The organism is Enterococcus olivae (assembly GCF_053760925.1).
The window spans coordinates 18,543-43,773 of record NZ_JBSMVT010000012.1 but is presented as its reverse complement, the minus strand read 5'-3'; the positions used below and the strand labels follow the sequence as shown (position 1 = coordinate 43,773).

The window sequence follows — 25,231 nt, the reverse complement described above, 5'->3', positions numbered from 1 at the left end:
AGAGTTGGAAAAAAAGAGTCTTGACGGTCGTTTCTAAATGAGGGGATGATGAGAAAATGAAATCAATGAAAAGAGAACTAGGGACTGAGCGAAATCTGGCTCCGTTACCCTCTGTCCATGATAAGCCATCTGTCGTGAAACTTGTATTCAATCGTCTGTTTATCTTGATAACCATCAGTTTTTGGCTACTGTATGTCACCTCTACGATTTTCAATTACTGGACTTTTGAAGTCTATACTTTTCAACGAACCGTTGAATTAGCGTTATATATCGTGATCGTCACGATGTTGAATTTCTCTGCACTGATGTATTTGATTTCCCGAGGCGGTGCGCTGCAAAGATTCAAAAAGCATGATCGGGTCCCTCGAGAGCTGTTAGATGCCCATTTTTCCGACCATCAGCCAACGATCACCGTCCTTGTACCTTCTTACGATGAGGAGGTTTCCGTCATTCGCAAGACACTTCTTTCCGCTGCACTGCAAGAATATCCTAATATAAAAGTCGTACTGCTCTTAGACGACAAACCGATCCAAACTGATCCTGAAGCTAGAAGCAAATTGTATGCGACCAAAGCTTTGTCCAGTGAGATCATGCAATTTCTAAAAATACCTAAAGAACACACCAAACGAGCGATGCATGCGTTTGAAGACCGAAAACATTCGATGGGAGAAGTATCCGGCGAGGCTTTGATGGATCTTTCCAAGGAATATAAATGGGCAGTGGACTGGCTGAATCAGGCAGCTGCAAACGAAGTCCACGAAGACCATGTCGATGACTTTTTTATCAATCAAGTGTATCGGGAGCTGGCAGGAGAGTTGTTGCTGATCTCTGAAGCATTGGAGAAAGCCGCATGTCAAGGCTCTACCATCACCTGTGAACGAGCAAGTCAGCTTTATCGCCGCCTGAACTGGATCTTTACGGCAGAGGTCGATTTCTTTCAAAGAAAACAATACGTTTCGCTTTCTCATGAAGCCAACAAAGCCATGAATTTAAATTCCTATATCGACTTGATGGGTGGTCAATATAAAATCAGTCGAATTCCTTCCGGTGAGGTATTGATTCCTACAAAAACAGCACAGGAAGCGAATCTGATCATTCCAGACAGCGAATTTTTACTGACCTTGGATGCAGATTCTATTTTACTCAGAGAGTATTGCTTGCGATTGGTTTATTTATTACAACAACCGGAGAACGAAAAAGTCGCTGTTACCCAGACGCCGTATTCTTCTTTTAGAGGCACGCCAACACGTATTGAGCGAATCGCCGGTGCAACCACCGACATCCAGCATATCCTGCATCAGGGAACGACCCATTATGGAGCAACCTTCTGGGTTGGAGCAAATGCAGTCATCCGCAAAGCAGCCTTGGAGGATATCGCAGAGATCGAATGGGTGAATGGTTTTAGTATTCGCCGTTTTATCCAAGACCGGACAGTGATTGAAGACACGGAATCCAGCATCGATTTAGAAAAACATGGCTGGCAGCTGGTCAACTATCCAGAACGTCTGAGCTACAGTGCGACACCGCCAGATTTCGGTTCACTGATCATTCAGCGTCGTCGCTGGGCCAATGGTGGCTTGTTGATCCTACCAAAGATGTTTGCTACGATGCGCCAAAGAAAAAAAGAAGGCACTCCGATCAAATGGATCGAATTTTTCCTACGTTTGAACTATATGGCATCGATCACCTGGGCGAGCTTTGGCTTAATTTTACTTTTAGCGTATCCTTTCGATAAAAAGCTTTCGAGTATTCTTTTATTTATTTCCGCGATTCCGTATTTTTCGGCAATGGCGAGTGATTTGAAATACTCTCGCTACAAACGCAGTGATATCTTTCGTATTTATGGTTTTAATTTGATTTTATTAGTCGTCAATCTGGCAGGAGTTTTAAAATCGATCCAGCAGTCATTTTCCGGACATAAGATTCCCTTTGCCAGAACACCTAAAGTCAATGATCGAACCGGTTCGCCAACTATCTACCTGCTGGCACCACTGGTAATCATCCTCTTCTCGATCTTCACTGGCTATCATGCGTACTTGAAGGAAAGCTGGGGAAATGTGATGTTTGCCGTACTGAACACGATCACAACCTTGTGGGCATTGGTGGCTTATGTGGGTATCGGACATCTGATCGTTGATATCAGTCATAACTTTTTCAACTGGCTGTTTGTAGAAGTCAAAACAGAAAAAGCAGCCGATGCACAAACAGACGAAGCAGCCGACTGGGAATCTGTCTTGTATTATGGCAGACCAAGCGGTGAGATCCCTCTAGGCGTACGGATGCAGCATACAGAAGAACAACTAGCACAGGACCAATTGTATGATGCTCAAGTCAATACAATGAAGAGGTGAGCTCGCGATGTCAAAAGCTACCAATAAGAAGAAAAATAAGCAAAAAAAGCGAAAATTGTCTATTCCTAGACTGCTTTTACTGTTGCTGATCATTGGCTCCAGTGGGATATTGTTCAGCTTTCGAACAAAGGTGATCGCAAAATTTGAAAAATCCGAACATGAATCCTGGTATGCTGCCTACGTGGATGCAACTGTCACGCCTCAATTTGACTTTGAAAAGTTTGATGAGAATGTCGTACTTTCATTTATCGTTGCTTCGAATGACGATCAGTCAGAACCCAGCTGGGGCGGCTATTACACTATGGAGCAGGCAGGAATCTCTTTGGAATTGGACCGTAAGATCGCCCGTCTTCGTCAAAAAGGCGGCGATGTGATCGTTTCGTTTGGCGGACTCTTGAATGACGAGATTGCTTTGCGCTATAAAAATGAACCCGAAGAACTAGCAAAAATGTATGAGAAAGTTGTTGAACGTTATGATCTCAACACGATCGATCTTGACTTGGAAAATGAAGGGCTGTTAGACAGGACAGCGGGTAAAACCCGTGCAGAAGCCATTCAACTGTTGCAGGAAAAGAGAAGAGAAGCTGGCAAGGAATTGGCGGTATGGGTGACCTTGCCGGTGGTGTACAACGGACTGACAGCAGAAGGCACCGATGCCGTACAGGAGATTTTAGCAGCCGGCGTGGATCTGGCCGGTGTCAATTTGATGACGATGAACTTTGGTGCCAGCCGAAATACCAATCAATCGATGGCTAAAAATGCCATCAACTCATTAAAAAAGACTCACGGTCAGCTAAGGATTCTTTATGAACGCCAGGAAATTTTTCTAAGTGATGCCGTTCTTTGGTCGAAGCTCGGTGCGACCCCTATGATCGGACAAAACGATGTTGGCGATGAGGTTTTTACATTGGAAGACGCTCGTGAATTGAATGAATTTGCCCAAGAGATCCAGCTAGGACGGATGTCTCTCTGGTCAGCCAATCGAGATCGAAAATCCAATCCAGATTATATCAATACGGGCTCTGTTTCAGATTACTACAGTGGCGTTGAACAGAAGGATCAGGAATTCGGGACGATTCTTTCAGAAGGCTTGAACGGAGCAATCGTTGAAAATGCTAAGATCGAGACTGCTTCCGATGTTTCCGAAGAAGAATTGAAAAAAGAAGATGATCCGGAAACCAGTCCCTACGAGATTTGGAACAAGGATAAAACCTATATTGCCAACACTAAAGTGGTTTGGCGTCGTAATGTGTATCAGTCGAAATGGTGGACAAAGGGGGACGCACCAGACAGTCCGATCCTGCAGATCGAGGATGCTCCTTGGGAATTGATTGGTCCGGTATTGCCAGGTGAAAAACCGATTCCGCAAATTTATCTGCCTAAAGGAACATATCCTGAATGGAAAAAAGGTGAGGTCTACATTGAAGGAGACCGTGTGATGGTAGGAGACAATACCTATGAAGCTAAATGGTGGACAGAAAATGAAAATCCACAGGCTGCGGCATTGGATGATCCAGGTTTTCCGTGGCGAGTAGTTACGCAGGAAGAAGTTAGAGAAATACTTGAGGAAGAAAAGAGACAAGAGGCTGAGTGATTTAAGCCTCTTTTTTTCTGTTAGTGCGCTACTACTTGTTAAATCAATGAATATGATTAGTGATTTGCGAGTGATTCGACCTCGTTTCACTTCACTGCGAGAAGGGCTTGCTTCAGGTCAACCGTGGAACCAACGTGAGCCTGTAGTCTCACGTCTTTCAAGCTTCAAAGGCTCAATAGCCAATAAAATTGGCAACTGAGCCTAATTCACATTGAATTCTAAACACGGTGACAACACAAGCCCTTCTCTCCGTTACGTTAAAGGCTTTCTTTCAATCAAGTATCGTTTTCTGTTTTTTATAGTGAAATGAAGTAACAAAGCTACGAAGACAAGGTGCCCCAAAACTGATTTGAATGACGGATTTCTTCGAGGGTAAGTATCATTTCTTCATTTTCTAAATTAATAGGAGGGTGTAAATGAAGGGGATATCTCAGCTGACCGGAAGTAAGTGGTCTCGCAGTGTAGTGTATCAAGCAAAGACTACTTGCTAATTTGAATTGATCTAAGCGTCCATTTTTTTTTAAGGATGTGTCTTGACACATCGACACTTTATCGGTAGAATGAACTCAGTTTGAAGTGTCTTGACACATTTGGAGGAGAAAAAAATGAAAAGAAATTCTGTTAGACAATTGACGATTGCTGCATTATTGATTGCAATGGGAGTCGTTATTCCGATGGTTATGCCGCGCATCGTGATCGGACCAGCATCATTTACCTTGGCAAGTCATGTCCCATTATTTGTAGCGATGTTTTTCTCGCCTAAGATTGCGATTGCTGTAGCATTGGGAACGGCCTTTGGTTTTGTCATGACCGCACCTTTTATTATTGCACTGCGGGCTTTGTCCCACATCGTTTTTGCCTACATTGGCGCGAAATATTTACAAAAGCATCCAGAAATCATTTTGAGCAAAGGGAAATTTCAGCTTTATAACTTATGGATCGGCGTGATCCATTCAGTCGTGGAAATGATCGTAGTGGCACTGTTTTTCCTATGGGGCAACACCGCCGGCACCAACTATGAAGGAAACTTCTTTGTCTTCTTATTTGGATTTATGGGCATCGGCGGACTGATTCACAGCATGATCGATTACAATATCGCTTATTTCGTCAGCAACGCCCTCAGCAAAGTCTTCGAAGTACCAATATTTTCCAAAGCCAGAGAAAAATAAATCAACAGAATTTTTTGAGTAGCTGTTGTGTTTCGTTGAGTAAGAAAATCTGCATTAGATATGCTGAGAAAAAATTCCTTATAATATAAGAAATTGTGAGTACTTAGAAGAGCTAACAGAAAAGCCCCAGTAGACAGCAGAAGAACATTTGCTGTCTACTAGGGATAATTTATTTTCTCACAACTAAGTCTGATGTTTTTCTTTTTGTATAGAGTCATTTGTACAAGCCAAAAAGCTGGAGAGAACCCCATAGGAAATTTCTCGTCGTGCCTTTGAGGAGCTTGGATGAATTATTCTGAGTTAGTGGGAACCACTTACTCAGAGTTTGAACGCCAACAGTCAGAAGACTTTGCAAAAGGCTTCTGGCGGTCCGGCACCACGAGAATGATTTCCGAAGGGGATTCTCGGAAGCTGGCTCATCAACTCAAAGCGGTCTTGCACAATGAGGAAATTTTTCTGGACAGCCAGTAAGGAAGTTTCATAAGCTGCTACAAGATCTATGGGAAACCGTAATCTTCGCAATAAAAAAACAATGAGGAACTTTTTTTGATTGTATATATGCAAGACCTGTGCTATATTCAGAACGTAGACAAACCGTCTATAAATAAATCAGAGTAGGAAACAGAGCGTTAAGTGCTGAAGGGATGGGATGTTGCCTTTTGGACGAAGGATGAAAATCCGCGGTTTTGTTTTCGCATTCGCTGCATATTTATGTGTAGCAGCTCTATAAGGAGATGCTAGAAATGAAAAGAAAAATCAATGCACACATGCTGACAACCATGGCATTACTGGTTGCCTTGATGGTCGTTTTGACACGGATCTTAGGAATTGAAACACAATTCATTCGTATTTCATTTACCTTTGTACCAAAAATGATCATGGCCATGTTGTTTGGTCCATTTTGGACTGGGATCGGTGCCGCTCTTGCGGATGTAATCGGGATCACGATGTTTCCTAAAGCAGCCCCATTTTTCCCGGGATTTACATTGAATGCCTTTTTAGGAGGACTGATCTATGGGTATTTCTTCTATAAAAAAGAAATAACATGGAAAAATGCGATTTTATGTACACTGGTTACATCGCTTGTGATCAATTTATTCTTAACACCATTATGGCTTGCGATCATGTACAATGTACCACTGAACAGCTGGATCATCTGGGGTCCACGCTTGGTGAAGGAAGCGGTCATGTTGCCGATTCATTCGATTCTGTTCTATGTGGTGGGACGTGCGATGCCAATGAAACATTTGACCAAAAATCTAAAAATGTCTGTTTAAACAAATAAATAAATCAAACATCCAATAAGGAGTCCATCGAATGACTGATGGACTCCTTTTTTATGATTACAATTCGTCTCGATTTGTTGCGACTTTCCCTAAAATGATCGGCAGATTGCCATTCCGAACTCGAATGGCGTCAATCAACTCTTTTTCCTGATGAGCATCCTTTAACTGTAAAACATATCTTAGCTCATACAAACTGCCCATGGTCGTTGTTCGCACTGAATCCAGCCGACTGCTGTAGGCATAGGTCTCAAAAATATCAGTGAATAGATCTGGATAATCCAAATCTTCGGGGATCGTGATCTTCAATTCACGCTCGGTCGTTTTTTGATTCCCAAAAGAGGTTCGGTAAACCAAAGCCGAGAAACCAGCGACGATCACGGAAAAGACGAGAATATAGGAAACATAGCCCATGCCTGTAGCCAGACCGATCCCCATCGACCAAAAGATGCTGGTGATCTCACGGGCACCCCCGGCAACAGAACGGAAACGAATCAGACTAAAAGCACCCATGACGGCGATCCCAGTACCGAGATTACCATTGACCAGCATGATCACAGACTGAACGAGCACCGGCAGAATCGCCAAAGTGATCACAAAATTTTTCGTGTAGACATTGCGATACATATGAATGATAGCTACCAGTAAACCTAAAACAATGGACACTGCCATACAAATCAGCAACTCGGTCAACTGGATCGAAGTAGCACCTTCAGTAAATAAACTAGACAACATAGAACAATTCCTCCTTGAATAAATGACGTTGATAGGTTTGAGCATATTTTGAAAAACTGCCCTTTTGGATCTGATAGTTGCTTAACAATTCGACAAACCATAAAGGATAAGCACCGATTGCTTTGACTTCCATCAATACCCCAAGCTCCGGAGCAACCAGCTCTCCGCGTGCAGCTGCGACTCGTGTATCTTCCGCTTGGTAACGGATATTTTGATCAAAAGTAATCCGAAAATCCTCGTCTGCTTCACAGAAAAATGACAAGCGATCGTAGGAGATCAAGACTTTGGGTGTCAGATCGGGATGTTTCAAAAATAACCAAGTAATCTCTTGTCCGATCTGGGTGTGCTTGAGTGCTTCTGGCAATTGTCCGGTTTTTTCCCAAATCTGATATTCTGGAAAAGTGATCGGCAAGCGACGTTTGTAAACGATCCCCTTGACCTTTTTTTTGATTTCCAGAAAGACCAGACTGTCTGATTCCGGGGTGCCGTAACAGCGGATCCGAAATTTTTCCTTGTATTTTGGTTTGTCCATTGAATGACGGATGAATCGGTAGTCTGTTGTATCATAGTAAAGCGAACGAATTGTATGTAGTCCGTACTGATCCAAAGTCATATAAGTCTGCAGCTCTTCTAGAAAAGCAGTGAATTGCTGCTGAGTGAGTAAATATTTGCTTTCTTTTCGTTGAAACACATTTTTTAATTTCATGTGAGTGTCCTCCTGTTTGATTGGTATGGCTAAAGAATACGCAGTGAACCTTAAAGTTAGCTTAATGAATCGAAAAAAGTTTTTTACCCAAAGAATGAGTTTTGGATCAACACATGAAAAGATAAGTTAAGGTTTCTTTAAGGGAAAAATGGTATGATACTGCTAAAGAAGGTGAGACAATGATTAAATTTTTACTGATTGAAGACGATGCTGTCCTCTCAGATACGATCAAAGAAATCGTCTCTGAATTAGGCGAGGTCACCCAAATATATGAAGGCAGTGAAGGCCTGTATGAAGCAGAATCAGGAATCTATGACTTAGTGATCCTTGATTTGATGTTGCCTCAGATGAATGGTTATCAAGTACTGGAAGAGCTAAGAAAACAAGCACAAACACCGGTCCTGATCCTGACCGCAAAAGATGGACTGGAGGATAAGATCACTGGTTTTGAGAAAGGAGCCGATGATTATCTGACCAAGCCCTTTTACCGTGAAGAACTGTTGATGCGGATCAAAGCCTTGCTCAAACGTTCGTTAGGGTTGTTTGACGAAAAAAATCTAACTTATAAAACGATTGATTGTCATCTAGCTTCTAAAGAAGTCTATTTTGGTCAAGAGCTTTTGCCAATTCAAGGGAGAGAATTTGATCTGCTGACTTATTTTTTACAAAATCAGGGAATGATTCTAACCAAGGAACAAATTTTTGATCGGATCTGGGGATTTGATTCTGAGACGACACAGACTGTTGTTGAAGTCTATATGAGTAATCTACGGAAGCATTTGCGTCCAACTGGTCTGGATAAGGAATTTCGCACCTTGCGTAATGTGGGGTACATGCTGAAAGGAGAAGCAGGATGAATAAGACCTTATCCAGTAGGCAACGCAGCACCTTTTTCTTTTTGAATGTGAGTGCCTTTGCGGGAATTTTTATCTTTTTAGGAATGATCATTTTGCAATTATTGAATCAGACCGCGTATCAGGAAACCGATCAGTCCTTGACAGAGATGAGCCAAAATTCGGAGCTAGTTCAGCAGGAAATCTTTCGGTATATCGAAGGCTCGGCTTTTTCTCCTCAGCGTTCAGAGATGCAAGAACCGCCGAACAGTCCCTCAAGTAATCGGTTCAACACGCAAGTTATTTTGTGGTCAGAAACAGGTGTGATCTTGAATCAAGCAGCGATCGGCGGCCGTTTTTCTGAACTGGAGGAACTTGAGCTGCAGACAGACTCGCTGGATACTATCGAAACGGTCACCTTGACTGGAGATGAAGAGCTTACGTTTCATTCAATTACGCAATCCTACGCCTTTGACGAGGTCGCCTATGTCCAGATCCTTTCCAATGTCAATCAGATCCAGCACTCTTTGAAGACCTTTCGAATCATCGTGATCGGCTGTATGATCGTTTTCTGGCTCTTGTCGATTGGTATCAGCTACTGGTTGTCTTCTGTTTCGATGAAACCCATCTTGAAAGCTTGGCAAAAACAGCAAGAATTTGTCGAAAATGCGTCCCATGAACTACGGACACCCTTGACGATCATTCAAAATCGTTTAGAAGGGTTATTCAGAAGACCGGAGCATACGATCATTGAAGAATCCGAGAGCATCGCGCAGGCACTGAATGAGACCCGTCGTTTGACCGGTCTGACAACGGACTTGCTGACGATCGCTCGCAGTGACGCCAATCAGTTGACTTTGGACAAAGAAAAAATCCTTTCGGCAGACTTTCTACAAGAAGTAACTGCTCCTTTTCAAGAATTTGCTTCGATGGAGGAGAAAAGCTTTATCCTGCAGCTGGAGCAATCACCAACTGTGCAGCTTGACCGCAAGAAAATAGTTCAAGTATTTGTCATCTTACTGGACAATGCGTTAAAGTATACCCAACAAGGGGACGAGATTCGGATCATAGCGACCCAGACCCACAAATGGTGGGAAGTCCATGTTACGAATACTGGACCAACGATTTCAGAGGAAGGCAAGCAGCATTTGTTTGACCGCTTTTATCGGGAAGACAAATCACGTTCAAAGGAAACCGGAGGCTATGGTCTTGGTTTAGCGATCGCCAAACAAATCGTTGAAGAGCATCAGGGCAGTATCACGGTAAGTGATCTTGCTCCCCGGGGAGTAGATTTTTGTATCAAACTACCCCTCAACTAAGAGAGGAGCAATTAGATGAATAAAAAAATAATGGCCGTGTTGACGATCCTGTTGCTAGTAGTTGTGGCAGGAATTTACATTTTTAGTCAGACCCAAACGAAGACAGAGCCAGCAACTTCGTCAGAGTCAAGCACAGAAACATCCAGTAGTGAAGAAACAGTAATTGAAACAGAAACAACGGAAACCGTTGACGACGGACCCATCGTTGACCGGTTACTGGAAGAAATGACCTTGGAAGAAAAAGTCGGACAATTGTTTTTCGTTCGAGTTCCAGAAACCAACCAGCTGGAAGATATTCAGACCTATCATTTAGGTGGCTATGTTTTGTTTGGTCGCGATGTTGAAAATGAAACTAGCGACAGCTTGAAACAAAAAATCGCAGACTATCAAGCTGCCAGTAACCTACCTTTGCTGATCGGTGCAGATGAAGAGGGTGGCACAGTCACCAGAATCAGCCACAATCCCAATTTAGTAGAGACACCCTTTGCTTCTCCGCAAGCAATCTATGCCGAAAGCGGCTGGGAGGGAATCGTAGCGGACACTCGCGAAAAAGCCGCCATTCTTAATGACTATGGGATCCAGACAGGCTTGTTCCCTGTAGCCGATGTGGCGACTGATCCGAATGCCTTTATTTACGATCGGACGATTGGTTTGGATACAGAAGGAACCAGTCAATTTGTGACAGAAGTCGTCACAGCGCTAAAAGAAGCAGACAGCGGCTCCACTCTCAAACATTTTCCCGGCTACGGAAACAATCGGGATTCACATTTTGAGATCGTGACCGATGATCGCTCTTTAGAAGAACTACAGCAAAATGATTTACCGGCCTTTCAAGCAGGAATCGAAGCAGGCGCCGACAGTGTCTTGGTTTCACACAATATCATTGCCAGTGTGGACCCGGATGCCCCAGCCTCTATCTCACCGGCTGTTCACCAGCTGTTGCGCGAAGATCTAGGCTTCGATGGAGTCGTCATGACCGATGATATGGATATGGCCGGCTTGGCTGATTTTATTTCACAAGAGGAAGCAGGATTGGCAGCCTTGCAGGCAGGGAATGATCTCGTGATGTCTTCTAGTTATCAAACACAGATTCCTTACATTCTTCAGGCAATCGAAGATGGAGAGTACAGTATGGAACAATTAGAGACTTCGGTTCGTCGTGTCTTGCAATGGAAAGAAGCATTAGGTTTGTTGGAAGAATAGCCAATAACGCGTAAATTTTTGACGTAAATTTTTCATCGTGGTAACTTAAGAGAGTAAGTGAAGCAAGATATTTGGAAGATGGAGAAACAGGGAGGAAACGCAGATGAAAAGAATTGATAAATTGTTTTATGATGGTCAATGGCAAACACCTCGTTCTACAAAATTTTCAGAAGTCATCAACCCAGCGAATGAGGAAGTTATTGCAGAAGTGATCCAAGCGAGTCATGAAGATGTTGATTTGGCCGTGCAAGCAGCCAAGGAAGCCTTTGTCGGTTGGAATGCAACATCGCCGGAAGAGCGTGCCAGCTACGTAGAAAAGATCTTGTCGGGTATTCAAAAACGCCAACAAGAACTAGAAGACACGATCATCGCAGAATATGGCTCGAGTCGCCAATATACCAAAAATGCGCAAGTTCCTTTGTCCATCAATGAAATGAAGGGGACCTTGGAAGAACTCAAAAGGTTTTCTTTTGAGGAAACGATCGAAAATGCAACGATCCAAAAAGAAGGCTTCGGTGTGGTTGCCTGTGTGACACCATGGAACTTTCCTTTAAACCAGATCCAGCGCAAAATCACGCCAGCGATCTTGGCAGGAAATACCGTGGTCGTGAAACCAGCGAGCAATACACCGTTGACGGCGATTCTTTATGCAGAGATCATTGAAGAAGCGGGTTTGCCAGCAGGAGTCTTCAATCTGATCACTGGTAGTGGTCGTGATGCAGGAAATTATCTGACAGAGCATCCAGATGTAGAGGTTATTTCCTTCACTGGTTCGACAGATGTCGGAAAAGGCTTATACAAACCAGCCAGCACAACAGTCAAAAAACTCGTCTTAGAGCTAGGTGGAAAATCTGCGATGGTTTACTTGAAGGGTGGCGACCTGCAAAAAGCAGTCGAAGCAGCTGCCAATACCGTTTTAGATAATCAAGGACAGACCTGTTCAGCTTTATCTCGTCTGATCGTGCCTAAAGAGGAACTGGAACGAACCAAAGAACTTTTAAAAGATTACTACAGCAAAGTCGTTGTTGGGGATCCGGCAAAAGAAGAAACCAAAGTCGGTCCGATGGTTTCCCAAGATCAATTGGATACCGTTTTGGATTACATTGAAAAAGGAAAAGCAGAAGGCGCGGAAATTCTAGTTGGCGGCAATAAGCTAGAAGGTCCAGGCTATTTTGTAGAACCGACTGTTTTTGTTAATGTGACCAATGACATGACGATCGCTCAAGAAGAGATTTTTGGACCAGTCTTGACCGTCTTGACCTACAATTCAGTAGATGAAGCGATCGAGATCGCCAACGATTCCATTTATGGATTAAACGGTGGTGTCGTAGGACCCGAAGAGGAAGCCTATCAAGTTGCTCGACAATTACGTACCGGCAATGTGATCATCAACGGCGTTACACGAACGGCCAAAGCACCATTTGGCGGATACAAACAATCCGGGATCGGTAGAGAAAATGGTTTGTTTGGCTTAGAAGATTACTTAGAGATCAAAGCGATTTTTAGATAAATGAAAAAAGAGGCTGCGTTTTAGCCTCTTTTCTATTTTTATATTTACTTTATTTTACGCTGTGCTATGATGTTACTGAGGAGAAACAAAAAAATAATAGTAGCAGGTGCGTAATGATAAATAATATGCTATTTAGTCAAATTAGTCTCTTTCTCGCAAATTTTAAAGAGTGTGCATCGCAAGGAAAAATTGACTATTCAGAAGTAAAACCTAAAACAACTGATTTTCTCATGAGTATTGGATGGACCTATCGTGCAATGAATCAATATATTCTAGGAAATATTGAACCCAAGCATTATTTTAGAGGGCCAAGTGAACATCATAACAGAATGGATTGTACAGTAGTTGAATTTGGGATGACGTGTGATGGTATAGATCTCTATGTGAAATTAGAACTGATTATTCAAGCCAATGAGTTTACTGCAGGTTATATGTCCTTTCATCCAAGAGAGCAGGAGATAATGGAATTTCCTCTAGATCAAACGGGAGAGGTGAGGTAAAAATGGAAAAAATAATTAAACGATATTCTAATGACACGGGAAAAATGGAACAATACAAATGGGTTGAAGTAGAAAAAAAAGCATGTGTAAAGGGCGAGAATTTCACAATGCTTCATGAATATTATCAACGGATTTCTGATGGTGAACTTTTTGAATTGTTTGAAGATCCTGATAGAAATATAGATAAGGCGTATACTTTTTATAGAAGAAAGCATCATTTGTTAAGCTCTGATGAAATAAAGAAGATAAGAAATACGTATAGACTTTCAATAAGGGATTTTTCATCTATGCTGGGCATCAGTTATGCCAACCTTTCATCTATCGAAAATGGAAGTATTCAGTCTAAATATATAGATAGTCTACTTAGACTAGCTCAAGATCCCTATGCTTTTAGAGAACTAGTTTTTGCAAGAAGTGAAGACATTGCTAGTGATGTCTATGCAAGGTTAATGAAAGAATTAGAAGAATTGATTTTATATTCATATATAGAACACAAGAAGGTAGCTGAAGAGGTTAGAGGGTATCATTTGGATATAAGAAATAATATGATAAGAATGACGAATAAAATTGTACTAAATTATAAAGGGATAGAAGGAAATCCAGAAAGGAAAACTTCATGGAAAGAATCAAATATAGTAACGCAGAAGGGACTCTGGAAGAGCTCATTTTAAATTTAGAGAATCAGAGTCTCGCTGAAAAAGCATCTATGATCAATATCACAAATAATACGCAAGTTGGTATTCGTGAAGATAAACATTCTGAAATTAAAGTAATGATACAGCTAAGTCTATTTGACGGAGAGGCTGAAGATGCTTTTCTTTTTGTGAAGTATTCCTCAGTATTCGATACAGATAATCAACTCGAAAGTTTTGAAGGAGAGGATCCTGAAAAAGTAGTTGATTTGATTAATTTTGTTATGAGTGAAATAAGTGAAGTCATAACTTTTGTAACAAGCAAAGCACTTCCGAAACCAGTTGAGATACCGAAAGAAATATAAAAAAGTTTCTTGATGCAATATTAAAGAAGCTTGATATGAGTATTCAAATAGATAGAATCGTATCGAAAATACCTACCCAAATTGCTATAATTTCGGCAGGTATTTTTTTGCCGCCAAAATACTTAATTTTATTGTGAGTGAAGTAGGAAATCATGGTAGAATAAAGAAAACATAGACTTAGAAAGAAACTTAGTGCGAAACCCAAGCTCCCAGAAAATCTCTAGAACATTCGCACCGGAAAACTGAGTATAACTAAGAAATTGATGAGAAAATAAATACGTTTCTATGCGATAGGTATCAAAATTGTATAGAAATGGGCGATTCTCAGCTGAAATATAGGAAAATTTTAGTCAAAATCGCTGTTGCGAACCTATACGGTTCGCATGGATTGAAATTGTGCTAAAGTCCAACCATCCCGTGACTTCTAAGTTGCGAACCTATACGGTTCGCATGGATTGAAATGATGTAGTAAATATCTCCTTCGTCATACTCCACATGTTGCGAACCTATACGGTTCGCATGGATTGAAATACGTATGAAACCTAACACCAAATGGACTCAAAAAGGTTGCGAACTTATACGGTTCGCATGGATTGAAATACCCTCTCCTACCAATTTACATAAGTGAGTGCTACGTTGCGAACTTATACGGTTCGCATGGATTGAAATTGGATCCAAACCTTCATAAAATTCTAACGCACTCGTTGCGAACTTATACGGTTCGCATGGATTGAAATCGTTAGATAAGCAAGATGAGTACCAAGCGAACAACGTTGCGAACTTATACGGTTCGCATGGATTGAAATATCATTACAAATCCATGTTCCAAATGACCGCCTAGTTGCGAACTTATACGGTTCGCATGGATTGAAATTGTTGCAAGAAACCACCGCAAAAGACAGGAAGCAGTTGCGAACTTATACGGTTCGCATGGATTGAAATAGATAGTGAGGAATTTATTGATCACTTGCTAGGCGTTGCGAACTTATACGGTTCGCATGGATTGAAATAATTAGAGGTAAAAACTGAAAATGGTGAATCGTTGGTTGCGAACTTATACGGTTCGCATGGATTGAAATATCGCTTGCGCTAGCTGATAGCACCGTTCCTAAGTTGCGAACTTATACGGTTCGCATGGATTGAAATCACTGTTCGTTTTTTAGGTCAATCACATCAATGAACGTTGCGAACTTATACAGTTCGCATGGGTTGAAATCCTAAAATTGATTCTTTTAGCGGTTTTCCAACTGGTTGCGAGCTTATACGGCTCACATGAACCAAAATCTCACAAAAAACCTCCGAAACCCAAACAACGCTAGGTTTCGAAGGTTCTTTTTATTGTTCAAATTGTGCGTGATGTAGCTGATAATAAGCACCTTTATTTGCTAACAGTTCTTCATGTGTCCCTTGTTCAATAATGTGTCCAGCTTCCATGACTAGGATTTTGTCGGCAGACTGAATCGTTGAAAGACGGTGGGCGATCACAAAGCTCGTGCGACCTTTCATCATCTCAAGAAAAGCAGACTGGATATTTTTTTCAGTCAAGGTATCCACCGAACTAGTGGCTTCATCCAAGATCAACATCGTAGGATTGCTGATCATTGTTCGCGCAATGGTCAAAAGCTGGCGTTGTCCATCAGAAATTTTGATTCCCTGTTGTCCAATCAGTGTATCCAGTTTTTGTGGTAAACGCATCACAAAATCATACATATAGGCTTTTTTCAACGCTTGATAAATATCATCATCTGTTGCTTCGGCATTGCCATACATCAGATTTTCTCTTAACGAAGCATCAAACAACCACGTATCTTGGAGAACCATACCGAACTGCTGTCGTAAATCATCGCGTTTCATTTCGCGAATATCTGTCCCGTCAATCGTGATCCGACCGCTGTCTACGTCGTAAAAACGCATCAGTAGGTTGACCAGCGTAGATTTTCCTGCACCAGTCTTTCCAACGATAGCAATCGATTCACCAGGATGGGCGGTAAACGTAAAGTTTTCGATCAGTGGACGTTTTGGGTCATAGGCAAAGTCAACGTCTTCAAAACGAATTTCTCCTTGAACATGCGATAACTCCTTGCCAGTTTCATCGGTTGATTCAGGTTCTTGATCCATCAAATCGAAGGTCCGTGTCAAACCAGCTAAAGCCGTTTGGATTTGAGTCGTGATCCCAGAAATTTCAATAAACGGTTTAGAAAATTGTGTAGAATAGATCGTAAAACTTGAAACGACACCAATCGTGACCAGTTGGCTTCCAGAAAAAATCAAGTAGGCACCTGTGAAACCAACGGCGACATAAGCCAAATGATCAACGAAACGTGACAATGGATTCGTTAAGGAAGAAGAAAATTGAGCTTTTTGACCACGAACATAAAGTTCCTGATTGATCGCTTCAAATTTGGCTTGGTTGACGTCTTCTTGCTGGAACGCTTTGACGACCTTTTGATTGCCAACCATTTCAGTGATAAATCCGGAGACCTCTCCGACGATCATTTGTTGCTGGCGAAAATCATTTTGCGAAGCATTGGCGACTATCCAGCTGACTAAAAAGATGATCGGCGTAGAAACAAGAACGACCAGTGTTAAAGGAATACTCATGTACACCATCATAAAAAGCGCCAGTAAAACAACTGAGACACCAGAAAATAGCTGATTGAAAATCGCAGAAACGGCAACGGAAACATTGTCCATGTCATTGGTAAAACGACTAACGATGTTGCCGTGAGAGGTCTGATCGTAATAGCGCAAAGGCAGCTGATTGAGTTGTTGATAGGCTTCTTTTCGCAGATCAGCAACTGCTAGATACGCCACCCGATTACCTAAACGCTGAATCAACCACTGACTGATAATCGTGACAAGCACGACACCGGTAAACAATCCCAAAATTCTGTAAAGACCTGTAAAATCAACCGCATTTTCGCCAACCATTTGATCCACGCTTTGTCCGATTAGATAGGTCATGTAAACGGAGGTCAGACCGGCAATGATCCCTAGAAACATCGCCGTAATATTTTCTTTTTTATATTTCAATAGATAAGGAAAGAAACGTTGGAGACCCTGCCAGTCAAAAGATTTCTTATTCATTCGATCCCCTCCTCTTGTGATTCGACGATTTCTTGGTACTCTTTAGAGACTTTCAGCAATTCTTCATGACTGCCTTTGGCTACTAATTTTCCAGCATCCATAACAAAAATCTGCTGTGCATCTTGAATCGAGCGAATACGCTGTGAAATGATAATGATGGTACCAGGCAATTGCTTCAATGCTTTTCTCAAATTGAGATCCGTTTGATAGTCCAGGGCACTTAGCGAATCATCCAAAATCAAAATATCCGGTTGGGCAATCAATGCTCGGGCAATCGTTAATCGTTGTTTTTGTCCCCCGGAAAAGTTTTTTCCACCTTCGAAGATCGGTGTATCCAAACCTTCTGGCAAGGCTTCGACAAAATCTCGCGATTGCGCAATCTCCAGAGCACGCCAGCATTCTTCATCAGAAGCGTCTTTTTTCCCCCACTGCAGATTTTCTCGAATGGTTCCTGTAAACAAGACGGCTGTTTGTGGCACCATCGCGATTTTTTCTCTTAAACGATCCAGAGACCAGTTGCGCACATCGAGACTATTGACTTTGACAGAACCGTTGTCAATATCGTAAAAACGAGGAATCAGTTGAGTGATCGCTGTTTTTCCGCTTCCGGTTGGTCCAGTGATCCCGATCGTCGTATTTGCAGCAATCGAAAAATCGATCCCTTCTAAAGCCAATCCGAATTCAGGCGCAAAACGAAAGTCGACCTGTTCAAAATCGATACTCCCTGAATCACGGGTCTCAGGAACACTGTTTGGTGTCGGCTCTTGGATCGAGGAATCCACAGCGAGTACTTCATTGATACGATTCGCCGAAGCAGCTGCGCGGGTAAAAATAATCACCAAATTGGAAACCACGATCAAAGCTAGTAGCATTTGATTCATATAGTTGACTAAGGCCAAGACCTGTCCTTGCTGAAGATTACCAACATTGACCTTAAAGCCGCCAAGATAAAAAATCGCCAAGATCCCTGCATTCATGATCAAGGTAGTTGCCGGTGTCAATAGTGCTGACAAATTGGTCACTCGAAGATAGACTTTGGATAATTCATCGGTTGATTTATCGAAGCGCTGGATCTCTGTGTTGCGGCGAGCAAAAGCACGAATCACCCGGACCCCACTCAAATTTTGACTGACCAACTCATTGACATGATCCAAATGCTGTTGGACTTTGTTGTACAGGGGAACTGATTTGCCAATGATCAAAAACAGAACGATACAAAACAATGGCAAAACCAGTAAAAAGATCAAGCCGATCTGCCAATCGATATAAAAAGACATGATGACGGCACCGACACTAAGAAACGGCGCACGAACCACCAAACGGATCAGCATGGCCAAAGCCAATTGTAGCTGATTGATATCATTTGTTGTTCGAGTGATCAAGGTATCCGTTCCGAACTGATTCAATTCTTGATGAGAAAGTTGGTTGATTTTTTTCATCAGCTGGTTGCGTAATTCAGTGCCGAAACCCTGTGAAGCAAAGGAAGAAAAATATTGGCAGATCACGGCACAAATCAAACCAACCACCGACATCACGACCATCCAAAAAGTCATGGATAATACCGTCGACCAGTCATTTTTTTGGATTCCTTCATCAACCAAAACAGCCATCAACAAAGGAAGGATCAGCTCAAAGACAGCTTCCAGAAATTTGAAGAACGGACCCCAAATAATTTGTTTCCGATAATCTTTTGCATAACGTAATAATTGAAACATGAGGACCTCCTAAATAAATTCATGAAACCAGTATAACAACTTCCCTAAAAGAACAAAAGTCTCATGCAAGTTGTCTAGGGGAGAGAGAAGGGATTTGAAAGATAAAAATTATTGAGAAAAGGTTGTCACATCGGCGATGCAAGCCTTTTGTGGTATACTTAAAGCAAGATAGAGAGCTCTCCCTTTTATTCTGGATAGATCAAAAAACTTTTGATGCTCCTTCACGTATTTCTTTTAAAAGGGGAGGGAAAAATCTTGCAAGAAAAGAAATTTGAAACCAATTTAATGAATGATTTGACTTTTAAAAAACTATTCGCCAGTGAAGAAACGACTGAGATTACCCGCTATTTTCTCAACGAAGTAGCTGGCATCGATGTGAAGAGCGTCTCTTTACGACCAATAGAGGTCTACAGTGCTAAAAAACTAGCCAATTTGGTGAAGGAAAATGACATCTTACGAACCAAAGTCGATTTATTGGTTGATTTTGAAAGTGGACAATTGGCAACGATCGAACTACAAAACAAAGTGCAGTCTTTCTTCGCCGAACGTTCACTGTTTTACATGGCCAAAGGATACATGACAAGCTATAATGAAGCAGACGCAGCATCCAAATATAGCTCCTTGCGATCGATATATGGCATCAACATCGTTAATTTTCATCAGCATCCACCAGAAATGACGGATGAAGTGATGCGCTATGTATTGAAAAATGAGAAATACAATCTAACGTTGAGAAACAATCAGACAGACAGCGAGCTGTGGACACTCATATTTTTTGAGTTACCCAAAGTAAACCAACGATCAACCAGACTGTTACAGGAATGGAAGGCATTGTTCCTAACAGGAAAAGTCTCAAAAACGGCTCCCGAACATCTGAAACGAGCCGCCGAATTCATTGCTTTTGAAAACCTAGGAGAGGAGGAACGGCAAATGTATATTAATTTTGATGAGCACGAAGCCATAAGACATGCAGAGCTGGAAGGGGCTAAGGAACAAGAGAGAGAACAAGTAGCGAGAAACCTCCTAGCAATGGGTTTGACCTTGCCACAAGTATCAAAAGCAACTGGACTTACACGAGAACAAATTCTAAAAATCCAGAAAGAAAGCACACCAAGCTCTGTGTGATCAGCCCAATTCATTGCTTTTAAAAACTTAGGAGAGGAGGAACGGCAAATGTATATTAATTTTGACGAGCATGAAGCTATAAGACATGCAGAGCTGGATGCAGCCTTTGAGCAAGGATTCCAACGAGGATTTAAGCAAGGATTCGAACTGGAACTAGAACAAATAGCGAGGAATCTCCTAGAGATGGATTGTTTGCCCCTAGCACAAATATCAGAAGCAACCGGACTCACCCAAGAAAAAATTCTAAAAATCCAGAAAGAAAGCAAGGCAAAATATGTTTAATTACAACATTTATATGATTCAGAGAACATGAGGTCAAAGCAGTACACTCGATGAGTGAAGGAGCTGTTTTGACCTCTATTTTGTATGCATTTGAAAACATCAGATGCTTCGAATAAGGGGACTCAAAATTGTTAATTTCGATGAAATATCGTCCCTTCAGAGAATAAAATCGTCGGTATTTGAGCGTAATGTTACGAAAGTGTTACATTTTTTAAGACGGAACAAAACAAGAGTTATCGCTATTTTTTTGTTCGTATAAGGGGATAGAGGCAGTGAACATACCATCATCTAAAAAAATGTAACATTATGTAAATGAAATGAAACAAACGATGTAAGCTCCTCTTGTATAATAAACAAAGTTGAAGATTATTAGGGGAGGTGTGACTTCATTGAAAGCAAAGCAGTTTTTGACCGTTTGTCTGTTAGGGACGATGATCATGGGACCAATTGCAGTTCATGCAGATACGATCGAATCGTTGGAAAAGCAAGAAGATGAACTTTTGCAACAGAGCCAAACGATCAGTGCAGATGTACAATCTGCGTTGGACAGCGTGAATCAAAAATATCAGGAAGTCGAAACATTAAAAGAAAAAATCTCAGAGAATGAAGAAACATTAGCCGATACACAAGAAGCAATTGAAACGACGGAAGAAACGATCGAACATCGCAAAGAGATCGTTGCTGAACGTTTGAAATCCTTGCAATTGAATCGAGCGAATGAAAATAAAGTAGCTATTTTATTGCAGTCTTCAAGCATTCAAGAATTCATCAGCGGATTGTACGCAATGACGATGCTACAATCAGCAGAAAAAGAAGAGATTCTTGGTTTGCAAGAAGAAACGGTCAAGCTTCAGGAATTAGAAGAGAAAGTGACCGCTACGCAAGAAGAACTAAAAAACAGTGAGACAGCACTCGTAGAAGAAGCCGATGCTTTGGATAGTGAGATCTCTACCTTGCAAAATCAATTAGCAAACAACGAAACAGCGTTAGCAGAAATTTCAAAGAGCAAAGCAGTTGAAACACAACGCTTAGAAGCAGAAGCTGAGCGCGAGGCAGCAGAAAAAGCGGCAGCCGAGGAAGAGGCAAAACGTCAAGAAGAAGCTCAAGCTAATCAACAATCATCACAACAAGCTTCACAAAACGAAAGTGCAAGCACAAATGCGCCATCAAGTTCAAATGATTCCAACAATTCAAGTAGCAGTACATCACCACCACCTGCTCAGGAAACGACACCACCGAGTCAGCCGAAAGAAGATGAGCAACCAGCTTCATCGAATGGCAGAGTGTTGTATGTAGAGGCAACCGCGTATTCTTATACCCAAGCAGGCTTGAGTTACTATACAGCAACAGGTATTGATTTGCGTCAGAACTCTCAAGTCATCGCGGTTGATCCAAGTGTCATCCCATTAGGATCTCTAGTCGAAGTACAAGGCTACGGCATTGCTATTGCTGGTGATACCGGAGGCGCGATCAAAGGAAACAAAATTGATCTCCACATGACGAGTGAAAAAGCTTGCTACGATTGGGGTCGCCGATACAACATTAAAGTAACCATTTTAGACTAGTCACAAACAATCATTCCGTAAAAAGAATGATTGTTTTAGTGTATAAAAGCATAAAAAAAGCGAAAATAGTCCTGATTTTGTTGGGAATAAAAGGTTTACAATCTAAAAACACCTTCCTTTTATAAAGAAATTCAGGTAAACTAAGTTTGTGTATTTTTTGGACGAAAAATAAGGGGAAAGGATGCTGACGGATCATGAATAAAACATATCTTAAAGGCATCGGCATCGCAGCCGCTGCAGCCATAGCTGTAGGTATTTGTTTGATTGGTTTTAGGATCAGTAGCAATCGACAGCATGAGCAGCGAGTCGCTTATGCAGAGACAGCCGTTGCAAGTGAACAGCTACAACTAACAGAACTGGCAGAAACGATTGATGAGCTGTATGCTGGCGAGGAAGAATACGTCTTTCTCAAAAATGACATTAAAATAGAAGAAATCAACAAAACACGTATGGAATTGGAAGAGATTCGAGTGACTGCTGAAGATTTTAAAATCAGAGAAACGTCCTTGCCGGCAGGTCTGCAAGAGTTATCTGATCAAAAAGCCAGCTTGACCGAGCGACTCTCAGATATCTCAAGTAAATTCGAGATTCAGAAACAAACCAATACGATGTTCACAACAGAAGTGAAAAATTGGCAAAAGCTTGAAAAGAACATCATTATTCAAGATGAATTGAAAACAGCAACGATAGAAGAGCTTCAGACAAAAGTAGCGGATATGCCAGAAGATGACTGGCGTGAGAGGATTGAAGACTACATAGACAGTGCTTCAGAACAGTTGACCACTGCTGAAGATCTACAAAAACAACTAGACGAGCTTTTAAAAGACGGAACAGTCGTGACACAGGAAGATTACGACCAGCTACTTGCAGCGATCGAAGAGATTCGTAATCCAAAACTAAAAGAGAAATTCACGGAACAAGCGAACCAAGTCGCAGCCAAAATCGAAACTATCGAATCTTCAGAAGAAATCGAAGAACCAGAAGTAATCGAAGAGGTTGAGGAAGAGATCTGGGTTCCACAGACACCACCGGCCAATCAGCCAACACCGCCTACTAATAATGGTGGAGGTAGTGGCAGTGGCGAAACGACACCGCCAAGTGATGACAGCCCAAGTGACGGAGAAACAGATGGAGACACAGGGGAAGATACAGGAGAAGACGATAATGATACAGGAGGAGAAGATACTACTCCACAACCATCAGAACCCGAACCAGAGCCAGAGCTGCCACCTGAACCAGGCACTGAAGAATAACAATAAAATATTTTGCATATAAATGGAGGAAACACTATGTCAAGAAGAAGTAGACACAACACTCGTTCTACCGGTAAAAAAATATTTTGGATTTTCTTTTCCATCGTTGTTGGATTGGTACTAATCGGTGGAGCAGTGGCTGCCAAAGTGTACTTTGATTTCTCTGGTTCAATCAAAGAAACTTATGAAGCTGTCGAGAGACAAAACAATGAAGAAGAAACAAGACGTGAAGCGCCCGTGGATCTGGATAAAAAAGAATCTTTCAGCGTATTGCTACTAGGAATCGATACCGGAGATTTAGGTCGGACAGAGCAAGGACGTTCAGATACCTTGATGGTAGCAACTGTCAATCCAGAAACTAAGAAAACGACCTTAGTAAGTATTCCGCGTGATACCTATTTAGAAATCGTGGGTCGTGGCACACAAGACAAAGTCAATCATGCCTATGCCTTTGGTGGAGCAGCGATGTCAATGGATACCTTGGAAAAATTCTTGGATATCCCGATTGATCACTACGTGTCGATCAATATGTCGGGTATCAAAGAACTGGTTGATGCTTTGGGCGGAGTGGAAGTCAATAATGATTTAGAGTTTACTAGCCGTGGCGAACATTATGATTTTGGACCGATTCATTTAGAAGGTGATCGTGCGTTGACTTATCTGCGTATGCGTTATGAAGATCCCCGGGGTGACTATGGACGGCAACTACGCCAGCGTTCTGTAGTGGAAGCAATCGCTAAAAAAGGATTGAGTCTATCAGGTGTGTCTCAGTATCAAAATGTCTTAGGAACACTAGAGGGAAACATGAGAACGGATATGACCTTTGACGATATGCAAAATATCGCATTGAATTACCGCGATGCATTTGGCAGTATTGATTCCTTACAATTGCAAGGGACGGGCTTTATGCAAGGGGGCGTTTCTTACCAACGTGTGGATGAAGCTGAATTACAGTCGGTACAAGCAGAATTGAAGAAACAATTGGATATTAAAGAATAAAGATGAAAAAAATACTTGTTACGGGTGGCGCCGGTTTCTTAGGCACCAACTTTGTCCATTATGTACTTAATGCTTATCCGCAGGTACATATTACTGTTCTAGATAAGCTAACGTATGCTGGAAAAGTCAAGAATCTTTCAGGAATAAGTTCAGAAAAGTTGGAACTTATCGTGGGGGACATTCTTGATGTAGCATTGGTCGAAGATTTGGTTAAAAAGACTGATGTTGTCGTTCATTATGCGGCGGAATCACACAACGACAATTCGTTGACCAATCCATTTCCTTTTATAGAAACTAATATTATTGGGACGTACAATTTGATTGAAGCCTGCCGGAAATATCAGAAAAGATATCATCATATATCAACTGACGAGGTCTTTGGTGATCTGACTTTGGAGGACGAGAAAAAGTTTGATGAAGAAACAGCTTATGATCCATCAAGTCCATACTCAGCTTCAAAAGCCAGCTCGGACATGCTAGTTAAAGCTTGGATCAAATCCTTTGGACTACAAGCGACAATTTCTAATTGCTCCAACAATTATGGACCATATCAGCACATCGAAAAGTTTATTCCCAGACAGATTACCAATTTACTAACTGGAAGAAAACCGAAACTTTATGGGAATGGCAAACATATTCGTGATTGGATCCATGCTCAAGATCACTCTTCAGCGGTCTGGATGATTTTAACCAAAGGCGAAATTGGAGAAACCTACCTGATTGGGGCAGATGGAGAACAAGAAAACAAAGTGATTGTTGAGATGATCTTAGAGCTAATGGGACAACCTATCACAGCTTATGACTTTGCCAAAGATCGATCAGGACATGATTTACGCTATGCTATTAATGCCAGTAAATTAAGAAGCTTAGGCTGGCATCCACGATTTACTGATTTTCGTGAAGGCTTAAAAGAGATGATCAACTGGTATACAGAAAATCGTGACTGGTGGGAAAATGAGAAAGAAACAATAGAAACAAAATATAAAAAACAAGAGCAATAAATAA

General features: G+C 41.6%; 22 protein-coding genes, 1 CRISPR repeat array and 1 riboswitch. Of the genes, 18 read left to right on the top strand and 4 right to left on the bottom strand.

Annotated features, from left to right (window positions below; translation table 11 throughout):
- Positions 1-56: 56 nt before the first annotated feature.
- The 5 genes from ACWODM_RS09235 to ACWODM_RS09215 all read left to right on the top strand — a co-directional run bounded on the left by ACWODM_RS09235 (position 57) and on the right by ACWODM_RS09215 (position 6,391).
- The gene (locus tag ACWODM_RS09235; protein ID WP_455321093.1) at positions 57-2,351 is read left to right on the top strand and encodes a glycosyltransferase family 2 protein; all 2,295 of its coding nucleotides are present in this window, start codon (positions 57-59) and stop codon (positions 2,349-2,351) included.
- Between the two features lie 7 nt (positions 2,352-2,358).
- Positions 2,359-3,945, top strand: a complete 1,587-nt coding sequence (locus ACWODM_RS09230; protein WP_455321092.1) for a carbohydrate-binding protein — start codon at positions 2,359-2,361, stop codon at positions 3,943-3,945.
- A gap of 605 nt (positions 3,946-4,550) precedes the next feature.
- On the top strand, positions 4,551-5,114 hold the full coding sequence (locus tag ACWODM_RS09225; protein WP_455321091.1) for a hypothetical protein: 564 nt from the start codon (positions 4,551-4,553) through the stop codon (positions 5,112-5,114).
- A gap of 285 nt (positions 5,115-5,399) precedes the next feature.
- Positions 5,400-5,585: a hypothetical protein gene (locus tag ACWODM_RS09220; RefSeq protein ID WP_455321090.1), complete on the top strand. Its 186-nt coding sequence runs from the start codon at positions 5,400-5,402 to the stop codon at positions 5,583-5,585.
- Between the two features lie 137 nt (positions 5,586-5,722).
- Positions 5,723-5,820: riboswitch (THF riboswitch) on the top strand.
- A 28-nt stretch (positions 5,821-5,848) separates the two neighbouring features.
- Positions 5,849-6,391 (top strand): folate family ECF transporter S component, encoded by a 543-nt coding sequence (locus ACWODM_RS09215; protein WP_455321089.1) that lies wholly within the window; start codon positions 5,849-5,851, stop codon positions 6,389-6,391.
- Positions 6,392-6,457: 66 nt separating this feature from the next.
- On the opposite strand, the gene ACWODM_RS09210 is transcribed toward ACWODM_RS09215, so the two are convergent.
- Positions 6,458-7,132, bottom strand: a complete 675-nt coding sequence (locus ACWODM_RS09210; protein WP_455321088.1) for a DUF4956 domain-containing protein — start codon at positions 7,130-7,132, stop codon at positions 6,458-6,460.
- Complete coding sequence (locus tag ACWODM_RS09205) at positions 7,122-7,838, bottom strand: VTC domain-containing protein (protein ID WP_455321087.1); 717 nt, start codon at positions 7,836-7,838, stop codon at positions 7,122-7,124. The genes ACWODM_RS09210 and ACWODM_RS09205 overlap by 11 nt, the downstream gene beginning before the upstream one ends.
- A 179-nt stretch (positions 7,839-8,017) precedes the next feature.
- On the opposite strand from ACWODM_RS09205, the gene ACWODM_RS09200 reads away from it, so the two are divergent.
- From ACWODM_RS09200 to ACWODM_RS09170, 7 genes are all read left to right on the top strand, one after another.
- Positions 8,018-8,695: a response regulator transcription factor gene (locus ACWODM_RS09200; protein WP_455321086.1), complete on the top strand. Its 678-nt coding sequence runs from the start codon at positions 8,018-8,020 to the stop codon at positions 8,693-8,695.
- Positions 8,692-9,990 carry a sensor histidine kinase gene (locus tag ACWODM_RS09195; protein ID WP_455321085.1) on the top strand — a complete coding sequence of 433 codons (1,299 nt, stop codon included), beginning with the start codon at positions 8,692-8,694 and terminating at the stop codon, positions 9,988-9,990. Before ACWODM_RS09200 ends, ACWODM_RS09195 begins: the two co-directional genes overlap by 4 nt.
- Before the next feature lie 15 nt (positions 9,991-10,005).
- Entirely contained in the window at positions 10,006-11,193 is a 1,188-nt protein-coding gene (locus ACWODM_RS09190) for a glycoside hydrolase family 3 N-terminal domain-containing protein (RefSeq protein WP_455321084.1), read from the top strand.
- Positions 11,194-11,296: 103 nt separating this feature from the next.
- A complete protein-coding gene (locus tag ACWODM_RS09185; RefSeq protein ID WP_455321083.1) occupies positions 11,297-12,703 on the top strand; it encodes an aldehyde dehydrogenase family protein in 1,407 nt (468 codons plus the stop codon).
- A gap of 113 nt (positions 12,704-12,816) precedes the next feature.
- Positions 12,817-13,203, top strand: coding sequence for a hypothetical protein (locus ACWODM_RS09180; RefSeq protein ID WP_455321082.1), 387 nt, complete (start codon positions 12,817-12,819; stop codon positions 13,201-13,203).
- A 2-nt stretch (positions 13,204-13,205) separates the two neighbouring features.
- Positions 13,206-13,874 carry a hypothetical protein gene (locus tag ACWODM_RS09175; RefSeq protein WP_455321081.1) on the top strand — a complete coding sequence of 223 codons (669 nt, stop codon included), beginning with the start codon at positions 13,206-13,208 and terminating at the stop codon, positions 13,872-13,874.
- Positions 13,820-14,200, top strand: coding sequence for a hypothetical protein (locus ACWODM_RS09170; protein ID WP_455321080.1), 381 nt, complete (start codon positions 13,820-13,822; stop codon positions 14,198-14,200). The genes ACWODM_RS09175 and ACWODM_RS09170 overlap by 55 nt, the downstream gene beginning before the upstream one ends.
- A 361-nt stretch (positions 14,201-14,561) precedes the next feature.
- Positions 14,562-15,416: direct repeats of the CRISPR family, unit length 34 nt; unit sequence GTTGCGAACTTATACGGTTCGCATGGATTGAAAT.
- 119 nt (positions 15,417-15,535) lie between these two features.
- Here the strand turns inward: ACWODM_RS09170 and ACWODM_RS09165 are convergent.
- Together ACWODM_RS09165 and ACWODM_RS09160 are read right to left on the bottom strand one after the other, a co-directional pair.
- Positions 15,536-17,287, bottom strand: a complete 1,752-nt coding sequence (locus ACWODM_RS09165; protein ID WP_455321079.1) for an ABC transporter ATP-binding protein — start codon at positions 17,285-17,287, stop codon at positions 15,536-15,538.
- Complete coding sequence (locus tag ACWODM_RS09160) at positions 17,284-19,002, bottom strand: ABC transporter ATP-binding protein (RefSeq protein ID WP_455321078.1); 1,719 nt, start codon at positions 19,000-19,002, stop codon at positions 17,284-17,286. Before ACWODM_RS09160 ends, ACWODM_RS09165 begins: the two co-directional genes overlap by 4 nt.
- Positions 19,003-19,257: 255 nt before the next feature.
- Between ACWODM_RS09160 and ACWODM_RS09155 the strand changes: the two genes are divergently transcribed.
- The 6 genes from ACWODM_RS09155 (at position 19,258) to rfbB (ending at position 25,227) form a co-directional block, all read left to right on the top strand.
- A complete protein-coding gene (locus ACWODM_RS09155; RefSeq protein ID WP_455321077.1) occupies positions 19,258-20,127 on the top strand; it encodes an Rpn family recombination-promoting nuclease/putative transposase in 870 nt (289 codons plus the stop codon).
- 48 nt (positions 20,128-20,175) lie between these two features.
- Positions 20,176-20,409: a hypothetical protein gene (locus tag ACWODM_RS09150; protein ID WP_455321076.1), complete on the top strand. Its 234-nt coding sequence runs from the start codon at positions 20,176-20,178 to the stop codon at positions 20,407-20,409.
- A gap of 389 nt (positions 20,410-20,798) precedes the next feature.
- The gene (locus ACWODM_RS09145; RefSeq protein ID WP_455321075.1) at positions 20,799-21,974 is read left to right on the top strand and encodes a 3D domain-containing protein; all 1,176 of its coding nucleotides are present in this window, start codon (positions 20,799-20,801) and stop codon (positions 21,972-21,974) included.
- Between the two features lie 194 nt (positions 21,975-22,168).
- Positions 22,169-23,227 (top strand): hypothetical protein, encoded by a 1,059-nt coding sequence (locus tag ACWODM_RS09140; RefSeq protein WP_455321074.1) that lies wholly within the window; start codon positions 22,169-22,171, stop codon positions 23,225-23,227.
- Between the two features lie 36 nt (positions 23,228-23,263).
- A complete protein-coding gene (locus tag ACWODM_RS09135) occupies positions 23,264-24,226 on the top strand; it encodes an LCP family glycopolymer transferase (RefSeq protein ID WP_455321073.1) in 963 nt (320 codons plus the stop codon).
- Between the two features lie 2 nt (positions 24,227-24,228).
- The gene (gene rfbB, locus ACWODM_RS09130; protein WP_455321072.1) at positions 24,229-25,227 is read left to right on the top strand and encodes a dTDP-glucose 4,6-dehydratase; all 999 of its coding nucleotides are present in this window, start codon (positions 24,229-24,231) and stop codon (positions 25,225-25,227) included.
- Positions 25,228-25,231: the final 4 nt, after the last annotated feature.